The organism is uncultured Leptotrichia sp. (assembly GCF_938036635.1).
Classification (GTDB): domain Bacteria; phylum Fusobacteriota; class Fusobacteriia; order Fusobacteriales; family Leptotrichiaceae; genus Leptotrichia; species Leptotrichia hongkongensis.
In genome coordinates this window covers 1-8,694 of record NZ_CALHQO010000541.1, presented here as the reverse complement: position 1 = coordinate 8,694, position 8,694 = coordinate 1, and the positions used below count along the sequence as shown (strand labels likewise).

The following is an 8,694-nucleotide window of genomic DNA, read 5'->3' as shown; positions in this document are numbered from 1 at the left end:
CGTATTGAAAAACAAACGTGTCATATTAATGTGACAGTAGGAAACTAAGGAAAAGCTATGGGACAAAAAATTCATCCAACTGGCTTTCGTTTGGCAGTAAATAAAGATTGGTCTTCAAAGTGGTTTGCTAAAAGTAGCGATTTTTCTGTTGTCTTAAAGCAAGATATTGATGTTCGCGAATATTTACGTAAACGCTTGTCTAATGCATCAATTGGCCGTGTTGTTATTGAGAGGCCAGCCAAATCTGCTCGTGTTACTATTTTCTCGGCTCGGCCAGGAATGGTGATTGGTAGAAAAGGTGAAGATATTGATGTGTTAAAACGTGATTTGCAAAATTTAATGGGTGTTCCTGTTCATGTTAATATCGAAGAGATTCGAAAACCTGAATTGGATGCACAAATTATTGCAGATGGAATAGCTCAGCAACTGGAAAAGCGTGTTCAATTTCGTCGCGCTATGAAGCGTGCCATGCAAAATGCTATGCGTGTTGGTGCAAAAGGTATCAAAATTATGACCTCTGGACGGTTAAATGGTGCTGACATTGCCCGTAGTGAATGGTACCGAGAAGGGCGTGTGCCTTTGCATACTTTGCGTGCTAATGTAAGTTATGCTACCAGTGAGGCAAATACTACATATGGTGTAATTGGATTAAAGGTTTGGGTATATACTGGTGAAGGCAAAGATGTTGTTTTGAATAAACCTGAACAAGAGCATAAACGCAGAAAGGTAGGACGTAATGCTGCAACCAACTAGACTGAAGTACCGTAAGCAACATAAAGGACGCAATACAGGCTTGGCTCTGCGTGGTAATGCTGTTAGTTTTGGTGATTTTGCTTTGAAGGCTGTGGGTCGTGGTAGGCTTACTGCAAGGCAAATCGAAGCTGCTCGCCGCGCAATGACACGTCATATTAAACGTGGCGGCCGTATTTGGATTCGCGTATTCCCAGATAAGCCAATTACAGAGAAACCAATACAAGTTCGTATGGGTGGAGGTAAGGGTTCTGTTGAATATTATGTTGCAGAAATTAAACCTGGGAAAATTCTCTATGAGATGGATGGCGTTGCAGAATCTTTAGCACGTGAAGCTTTTGCATTAGCTGCAGCTAAGCTGCCAATTCCAACTGTATTTGTAACGAGACAGGTGGGTAAATAATGAAAACTCATGAATTGAAGAATAGATCAAGTGAGCAGTTAAACCAAGAGTTGATAGATTTATTAAAAGTTCAATTTGGTTTGCGTATGCAGCATGCAACTGGCCAATTAGGGAAAACCAGTGAGTTAAAAAAAGTACGCCGAAATATTGCACGTATTAAGACTGTTTTAGCTGAAAAAGGTGCTCAATAATGATCGAAATTAAAAATGTTCGTACATTGCAAGGTAAGGTCGTCAGCAATAGTATGGATAAAACGGTTACCGTTTTGGTTGAGCGGAAGGTAAAGCATCCCTTGTATGGTAAAGTTATTCGTCGCTCTACAAAAATTCATGCCCATGATTCAACAAATCAATGTAATGTTGGTGATGTTGTAATTATTGAAGAGAGCCGCCCTTTATCAAAAACAAAATCTTGGGTAGTTAAGGAATTGGTAGAAAAAGTGCGGCAAGAATTGCGTTTGATGTTTTAGATAAAAGTGAAGATGATATTGATAGAATGCTGGAAATAATAAAGGATTCGCATATGAATATCAAACATTGCGAAATTTGTGGAAATTTGTCTGAAAATGATATTTGCGAGATTTGTGCTAACGAGAAAAGGGATAAGGAAGTAATCTGCGTAGTTGAAGGAGTCCGAGATGTAATTGCTTTTGAAAAATCTGAAACATATAATGGACTTTATCATGTACTTGGTGGAAAGATAGATCCATTAAACGGAGTTACAATTGAAGATCTGAATTTGAGAAAGTTAATGAATAGACTAAATGAAGATGTAAAAGAAGTTATATTGGCTTTAAATCCCGACTTGGAAGGTGAAACTACAAGCCTATATTTGACAAAATTCCTGAAAGAAAAGAATATTAAGATTTCTAAAATTGCAAGCGGTATTCCAATGGGCGGAAATATTGAATACACGGATATGGCAACACTAGGAAGATCGCTTGAGGGTAGGGTTAATGTGGATGATGTAGACTAAAATTTTAAACAATGTAGCCTACTTATTTTTTCTACTTTTAAGTGCTAGAATTGTTATAGTCTTTGTAGTTTCTAATAGTTTTGTAGTAAAATTTCTATTGAAGAAATCCAGACATATAAAAAAATAAATTGTGTAAATTCAAATATATCTAATACGAGTTTACACAATTTTTTATTCATAAATTCTTTTTTATTTTATCCATACATCTCTTCAATCTTTTCATCATCAATTCCAAATAAATAAGTCAGTATAAATCCTCCTGCATATGCTCCAAGCATTGCGATTATAAAGTAAATCCAAGATCCAGGAACAACAATAAGTAGTCCAAATAAACCTGAAACACCTTGAGAAATTGTTCCTAAATGAAATAGAACTGCAAGAACTCCACCGATTCCAGAACCTAAGCACGCTGTAATAAAAGGTTTTCCTAATGGTAAAGTTACAGCATACATTAATGGTTCACCAATTCCAAGTATTCCAACCGGAATAGAATCTCTTACCATATTTTTAAGCCGTTGATTCTTAGTTTTTATATAAATTGCAATTCCTGCGCCAACTTGTCCTCCACCTGCCATTATAAGTATAGGAAGCAGATAGTTAATTCCTTTTGTAGGTCCTGTCGGATCATTAAGTAAAGTGTGTATAGGAGTTAAAGCTTGATGTAGTCCAACTGAAACTAAAGGAAGGAATCCAGCTGCCAGTATATATCCTCCCAATATTCCTAACTTCTTATATGAGAAATCAAGAATGGTGAATATGAAGCCCGTTACAACAGTTCCTAAAGGCTGAATTATTATTAGGGCTATAAATACACCTATTATTAAAGTTAAAAGAGGAGTAAAAAAGGTATCAAGCATTACAGGAACTATCTTTCTTATATTTTTTTCCAAATATGCGACTATTATTCCCATAAATAAAGATGCAAGCAGTCCTCCCATTCCAGGTGCAAAAGGCTTACCTGTAAAAGGAAGTATAATTGCACTCTTGTCTTCAACTTTAAGAAGTAAAGGCAAGGCTGGATTTGTGATAAATATTGATCCCATAATTCCACCAAGCACTGCAGTTCCGCCAAATTCTTTTGCTGCATTCATCCCTACATAAATCGCAAGATATCCAAACATAACAAATCCGATACTTCTTATCGCAGCAAACCACCATACTGTATTATAAGCATTTTTTGTTGCAACATTTATTACATTTGTAAGTCCCATTATTAACCCTGATGCGATTATTCCAGGTAATAGAGGTACAAATATATTTGCAATTTTTTGAAGAAATCGTTGGACAGAACCATTATGTTTTTGTTTATTTGTTTTCTTATTTTCACTTGCTATATCCTTTACGTTACTATCTGAAAATCCTAGAGCAATACCACTAAGTTTCGAAAATTCATCTCCTACTGTATTTACTTTTCCAGGCCCTAATACAATCTGTAAAGTTTCTGCATTCACGACATTTAATACACCATCAATTTTTTTCAACTTTTCTAAATCCACTTCATTTCTAGTCTTTACTCTGAGTCTTGTCATACAGACCGCGTTTGAAGCAATGTTTTCTTTACCACCTAAAATATCATAAATTTCCTGTGCTGTTTTTTTGGCATCCATAATGCTCATCTCCTTTGTAAGTTGAAGTTTCAAAATCTTTTAATTAAATAGTTAAAGATAAATCTATTAGATAGAGGCATTTTTATTTTTTTACAAAAGAAAATTTTTGCCAAGGTTTGATGTAGTCAATTAAAAATATTTCTTCATCTGCTATTTTTCCAACAACATTTGATTTTCCGGTATTTTTCATTTCTGTTTTTGCAATTAAAAGTTCCCCTGCGTAATGTCCAAATTCGCTGCTTTCAATAATTATATCTCCCTTTTTTATTATTTCAGGGGCATTAAAAATTTTAAAATTATGTTCTTTATATTTTACACGGCTATTTGTAGAACGAATTAGATTTTCAGAAATATCACCTCTATTAAAGTGAAATTCATCAAAAATTATTTTTTGTTCTATTTCAGGAACATTTTTTTTAAGTTCAATTGAGAAACTTACCATATCTTTACGCACTTTTTTAAATTCTTCTAATTCTTCATCAGTTGGATAGCAGTTTGAAATAATTATATCGTCAATTGTTTCTAGTGCCATAAAATGTTTGAACTGAACTATCAACGGTAAATTACGATGCATTTCCAAGGTTGGTAATCCTTGCGTTACTGGCTTAGGACCAAAACTGTTTTTAGATTGTGAAGTTATAAATGCGGCTGTTCGTAATCCATATTTTGTAAAATTTTCTGTACATTTTTTGAAAAATTCCAAGCCTAATCCTGTGTGAATATGAGGATAAAAGTTATGGCATCCTATCAGATTATTTTTATTTGGGCGATAATCCATAATTGTATCGATATAATGAGTATCGTTGCTCATATTTATTTCGATTTTTAAATTTTCCTTATTAAATGTCATAATGCTTTCCTGCAATCCAGTAAATCCAATATCCAGCCTAATTCCGTCAGCTCCCATTTCCTTAAAAAATGCTAAATTATCATAACTTATTCCTAAGTCATCAAAAACTTTTGGATTTACATCCAGAATAATCTCAAATCCTTTTTTCTTGGCATAATAATTTACTTTTTTAAATTTTTTTAAAATTATTTCTTTATCCTCTGTAGAAGAAAGTAGACAACTGAATATTCGGCTAAAGCCAGCTTCAAAAGATTTGTCAATATAACTTAGCAATTCTTCTTCAGTTGTCTTTCCAGGATAAATAGAAATTCCTAATTTTCTCATTTTGTGTTATTTCCCTTCTTCTATCTATTTTTATTCTTGTGCTTCAGCATGTTCTTCTGCCAATAATTTTTTCTCATAGGCATTAAAGAAAGGATAGTAAATTGCAACAGAAATTAAAATAAGAAGTATATTTAAAATAACAGCTCTAAAATCCCCATTTGTTGCTAAAAATGCTCCTATTGGTCCAGGTAGAGTCCAAGGTGGTGTTGAAGTTACACGGTTTACCAGTCCTGCTACCATTGCGAAATAAGTGATAGAGGCATTAACTATTGGAACAATTATAAAAGGCGGTAATAATGTAGGATTTAATACGATTGGAGCTCCAAAAATAATTGGCTCATTTATGTTGAATATTGAAGGAAGGATTGCTGCTTTTCAGGAATTGTACGAAATGCCTTAAACATTCCCCCAGCCCCATTTGTTTCCTGCCCTAGAAGTCCATTTTCAAATGGTATTCTTTCATCTTTAATTCTCGCATCAAGCAGTCCCACACGAAACTGAGTAGTCACAAAATCTGCATCCTTTATAGCTTCCCTTCTATCCAGCGTCAAATAAACCTTGCAGTCAATACCAGCTTTTTTACCATTCTTTTAGCCAAATTTCCAACTATTTCTAATTTTTCTTTTCCTTCTTCAATATCAACCAGCCATATTTCCTTTACTGGCAATTCCTTTATCCTTTTAATGAATCCTTCTATCAGTTCAGGAGTATAGCTGGAGCCTCCGCCAATCGTTACAATTTTAATTCCATCTCTTTTTTCCATTTTACTATCCTTTCTAAATTGCTAAATATTTTTTTCAGAATATTCATGTATCAATTTTGCCACATTATTGTCATATTGTTTTAATTTTTCCGTTGCCATATCTCTATCAATATCCAAAAGTATCATAGCAATAGCTGTTTTTACATCATTTCCGGCTTTTTCCAAAACAGAACTTGCAATTTCATAATCAACCCCAGTAGTTTTCATTATTATTCTTTTTGCTCGCTCAACCAGTTTCTGATTGGAAGTTTTGACATCCACCATGTAGCCTGAGAATACTTTTCCAAGTTTTATCATAATTGTTGTAGAAATCATATTAAGTATCATCTTCTGGGCTGTTCCAGCCTTCATTCTGGTAGAGCCAGTAACAATTTCAGCACCAACGGTAACTTCTATTGGATATTGACTGATTTTGGATAAATCCGAATTTTTGGAGCAAGTTATACTTCCCGTAACTGCACCAATGCTATTTGCATATTCAATTGCCCCTAAAACATAAGGTGTTCTGCCAGAAGCCGCAAGTCCTATAACCACATCATTTTTTGTAAGGTTAATATTCACCAAGTCCTGTTTTCCCAGTTCTGGATTATCTTCAGCATTTTCCTTAGCCTTGAATATCGCTTCATTTCCACCAGCAATTATTCCTTGAACTTTCTCAAAGGGAACCCCATAAGTGGGAGGGCATTCCGAAGCATCAAGAATTCCAAGTCTTCCCGATGTTCCTGCACCAATATATATAATTCTTGTTTCTTTTTTATATTTTGACAATATGACATCTATAAGCCGTGAAATGCTCTCTAATTCTTTTTCTACGCAAAACGCCACTTTCTTGTCTTCCTCATTTATTTTTCTCACAATCTCAAGGCTATTCTGTAATTCAATATCCTTGCTATTAGGATTATTTTCTTCAGTAGACAATTTTTCAAGTTCAATCATTATTTATCACACCCTTTAAGTTAAGTCTAAAACTAGCTCTTTACACCATAATTATATCTCGATTTTTCTTAAATGGAAGTCTATTTTTAAATTTATCTGAAAAATTTGTTTAAAAGAGAAGAAAAGTGCTGATAAACTTAAACTATATTAAAAAAAACAAGAGCATAATTATTTTTTACACTCTTGCTTATTTATAGATGATTAAATTTATTTGTTAAAAACAACAGATACAGCCAATATAAAATTTATACTTTTTATTTTATTAAACTAAATACAAAATATGGAAGAAACCCCATGCACATACTTGAAAAAATAATCCAAAGTCCCGACACAGTCTCCACAATTTTTCCTGATAAATCCTTTTTCAAAAATTTTACCATAAAATATATCGAAACTATCAATATTACAAGCAATATTAATCTGCTGAATAAAAAATATTTTTCATAAGTATGGGCAAGCCCAAGAATGACAAGAAGATATTCAATAATAAAAAGTAGACTTAAAATAACCACAGCCTTTTTTCTTTCCCAAAGTTTGCTATATGTCTGTACTCCATGTTCCTCTTCGTCAGCTTTTCTCGTTTTTCTTCCTATTTTCAGTACGATTCCGTTTAGATAATTTAATACGAAAAGAGGAATTAGTCCTACAAAAATATTTTTTTCGTATTTTTTTAGCAATAAGTACAAAGTTTCTAAAAAATGATCTTGTAAAATATATTCTGTTCCTTTTACAATAACAAGGGTAATAAATATCATTATCACAACGTGGGAGAGAGCATAAATTAAAATTCTTTTTGTAAGCCATTTTTTTATAAAAAATTCTTTTGACATCAAAAACATATAAATCCATACTAACATCATATAATAAATAATTTTAGGATTTATTACATGTGCAAATATTATCTGAATTATAACAGTAGCAATTCCAATTTTTCCCAATGCTTTTAATGAAATTATACCTCTTTGAACAGGACGATAAGACCGATATTTTAAATCTTCTTCATAATCTTTAAATTCATCTGTAATTCTCAGCTGAAAGAAAAACATGAATATTATGATAAATAAGGGAAGTAATTTATACCAGATCATTGGCATTTTATCAATTTCTTTATCCCAGAGTAGTGGTACTCTATTGATTTCTTTTGACAAAATTGGCTTTATAATTTTTGAATTATACAGTAATCCTGTGTAAATATATCCTGACAAAGTAAAAATCAATACGAAAAAAGAGTTTTTTCCTAATGGAAATCGATCATTTAAGTATATTTTGAATTTTTTTATATTTTGGATTATTGATTTTTTTGAATTTCTATTACTTTGACTCATTTATTTCTCCTCTTACAATATTATAATTACAACAATTTTACTGACAATAGAAATCAATCATGGAAAGTAAATATCCTGTATTACTGTCTACTGGTGTACTTTCAAGAAAATCTTTAATTTTATACCTTAATATTAATTTCTTTTCATTATACTGTTCACGCTTTTCAATAGTCATCGCTCTATCCAGAGAATGACTAAACGGACTTCCTGAACTTGCAATGCCTTCTATAATTCCCCCTAAAAAATCAAAAAACAGTCCTCTTGCTTTAGAACGTATATGAGTCTGATACTTTTCATCAAGGTATGATAAGTCTGCCTCACTCTTTTCTGCTGAAAGATAAAATCTTTTCAAAGCTCTTCTGTCATATAATGAAAATAACTTTAATCCTTCCTGAATTAATTCTTTTGCTTCTGTTTTCATAAAATTTCCTTTCTGAATCTAAATTTTTAAAGTTTTTCAACTATCTCTTCAAGTTTTTTATAGTCTGTCTTGCTGTTATGCCTTTTATCCATTGGAATTTCAGTTTCGATTATTTTAAATATTCTAAATTTATAGATTGTAAAATATATTGCGACAAACTAAAAAATATAAAAACTCATGATAATTTCGTGTTAAAATGTTAGTAACAACAAAAACATTAACGAAAGGAAATATATCATGAGCCACAAATATTTTACCATAAATGAAAGAAATAAACTAGAGGTTCTGCTAAAAGAAAATTACAAAATTTCTAAAATTGCCAAAATCCTTAACAGGCACA

Annotated in this window: 11 protein-coding genes and 1 pseudogene; 5 read left to right on the top strand and 7 right to left on the bottom strand. The window is 32.3% G+C overall.

Translation table 11 applies throughout. From position 1 onward, the window contains the following. Window positions 1-57: 57 nt before the first annotated feature. From rpsC to recR, 5 genes are read left to right on the top strand one after another with little or no spacing between them, the layout of a single operon-like run. Window positions 58-753: a 30S ribosomal protein S3 gene (rpsC, locus tag Q0370_RS10905; protein WP_040665943.1), complete on the top strand. Its 696-nt coding sequence runs from the start codon at window positions 58-60 to the stop codon at window positions 751-753. Beyond that, window positions 737-1,153, top strand: a complete 417-nt coding sequence (rplP, locus tag Q0370_RS10900) for a 50S ribosomal protein L16 (protein ID WP_003772561.1) — start codon at window positions 737-739, stop codon at window positions 1,151-1,153. The genes rpsC and rplP overlap by 17 nt, the downstream gene beginning before the upstream one ends. Beyond that, window positions 1,153-1,344, top strand: a complete 192-nt coding sequence (rpmC, locus tag Q0370_RS10895) for a 50S ribosomal protein L29 (RefSeq protein WP_074898318.1) — start codon at window positions 1,153-1,155, stop codon at window positions 1,342-1,344. The genes rplP and rpmC overlap by 1 nt, the downstream gene beginning before the upstream one ends. Further along, a complete protein-coding gene (rpsQ, locus tag Q0370_RS10890; protein WP_299575617.1) occupies window positions 1,344-1,622 on the top strand; it encodes a 30S ribosomal protein S17 in 279 nt (92 codons plus the stop codon). The genes rpmC and rpsQ overlap by 1 nt, the downstream gene beginning before the upstream one ends. Beyond that, window positions 1,580-2,128 (top strand): recombination mediator RecR, encoded by a 549-nt coding sequence (gene recR / locus Q0370_RS10885; protein WP_299575620.1) that lies wholly within the window; start codon window positions 1,580-1,582, stop codon window positions 2,126-2,128. Before rpsQ ends, recR begins: the two co-directional genes overlap by 43 nt. 194 nt (window positions 2,129-2,322) lie before the next feature. Here the strand turns inward: recR and Q0370_RS10880 are convergent, their stop codons facing one another. The 7 genes and pseudogenes from Q0370_RS10880 to Q0370_RS10850 form a co-directional block, all read right to left on the bottom strand. After that, window positions 2,323-3,735 carry a PTS transporter subunit EIIC gene (locus Q0370_RS10880; protein WP_299575616.1) on the bottom strand — a complete coding sequence of 471 codons (1,413 nt, stop codon included), beginning with the start codon at window positions 3,733-3,735 and terminating at the stop codon, window positions 2,323-2,325. 82 nt (window positions 3,736-3,817) lie between these two features. Further along, window positions 3,818-4,909, bottom strand: coding sequence for a DUF871 domain-containing protein (locus Q0370_RS10875; protein WP_299575615.1), 1,092 nt, complete (start codon window positions 4,907-4,909; stop codon window positions 3,818-3,820). A gap of 30 nt (window positions 4,910-4,939) precedes the next feature. Continuing rightward, window positions 4,940-5,149, bottom strand: coding sequence for a hypothetical protein (locus Q0370_RS10870; protein ID WP_299575614.1), 210 nt, complete (start codon window positions 5,147-5,149; stop codon window positions 4,940-4,942). Between the two features lie 101 nt (window positions 5,150-5,250). After that, a pseudogene (locus Q0370_RS10865) lies at window positions 5,251-5,672 on the bottom strand (hypothetical protein). Window positions 5,673-5,693: 21 nt separating this feature from the next. Beyond that, on the bottom strand, window positions 5,694-6,608 hold the full coding sequence (gene murQ / locus Q0370_RS10860; RefSeq protein WP_299575613.1) for an N-acetylmuramic acid 6-phosphate etherase: 915 nt from the start codon (window positions 6,606-6,608) through the stop codon (window positions 5,694-5,696). 254 nt (window positions 6,609-6,862) lie between these two features. After that, window positions 6,863-7,933, bottom strand: coding sequence for a UbiA family prenyltransferase (locus tag Q0370_RS10855; RefSeq protein WP_299575612.1), 1,071 nt, complete (start codon window positions 7,931-7,933; stop codon window positions 6,863-6,865). A 37-nt stretch (window positions 7,934-7,970) separates the two neighbouring features. Then, window positions 7,971-8,354, bottom strand: a complete 384-nt coding sequence (locus Q0370_RS10850) for a hypothetical protein (RefSeq protein WP_299575611.1) — start codon at window positions 8,352-8,354, stop codon at window positions 7,971-7,973. Window positions 8,355-8,694 lie beyond the last annotated feature (340 nt).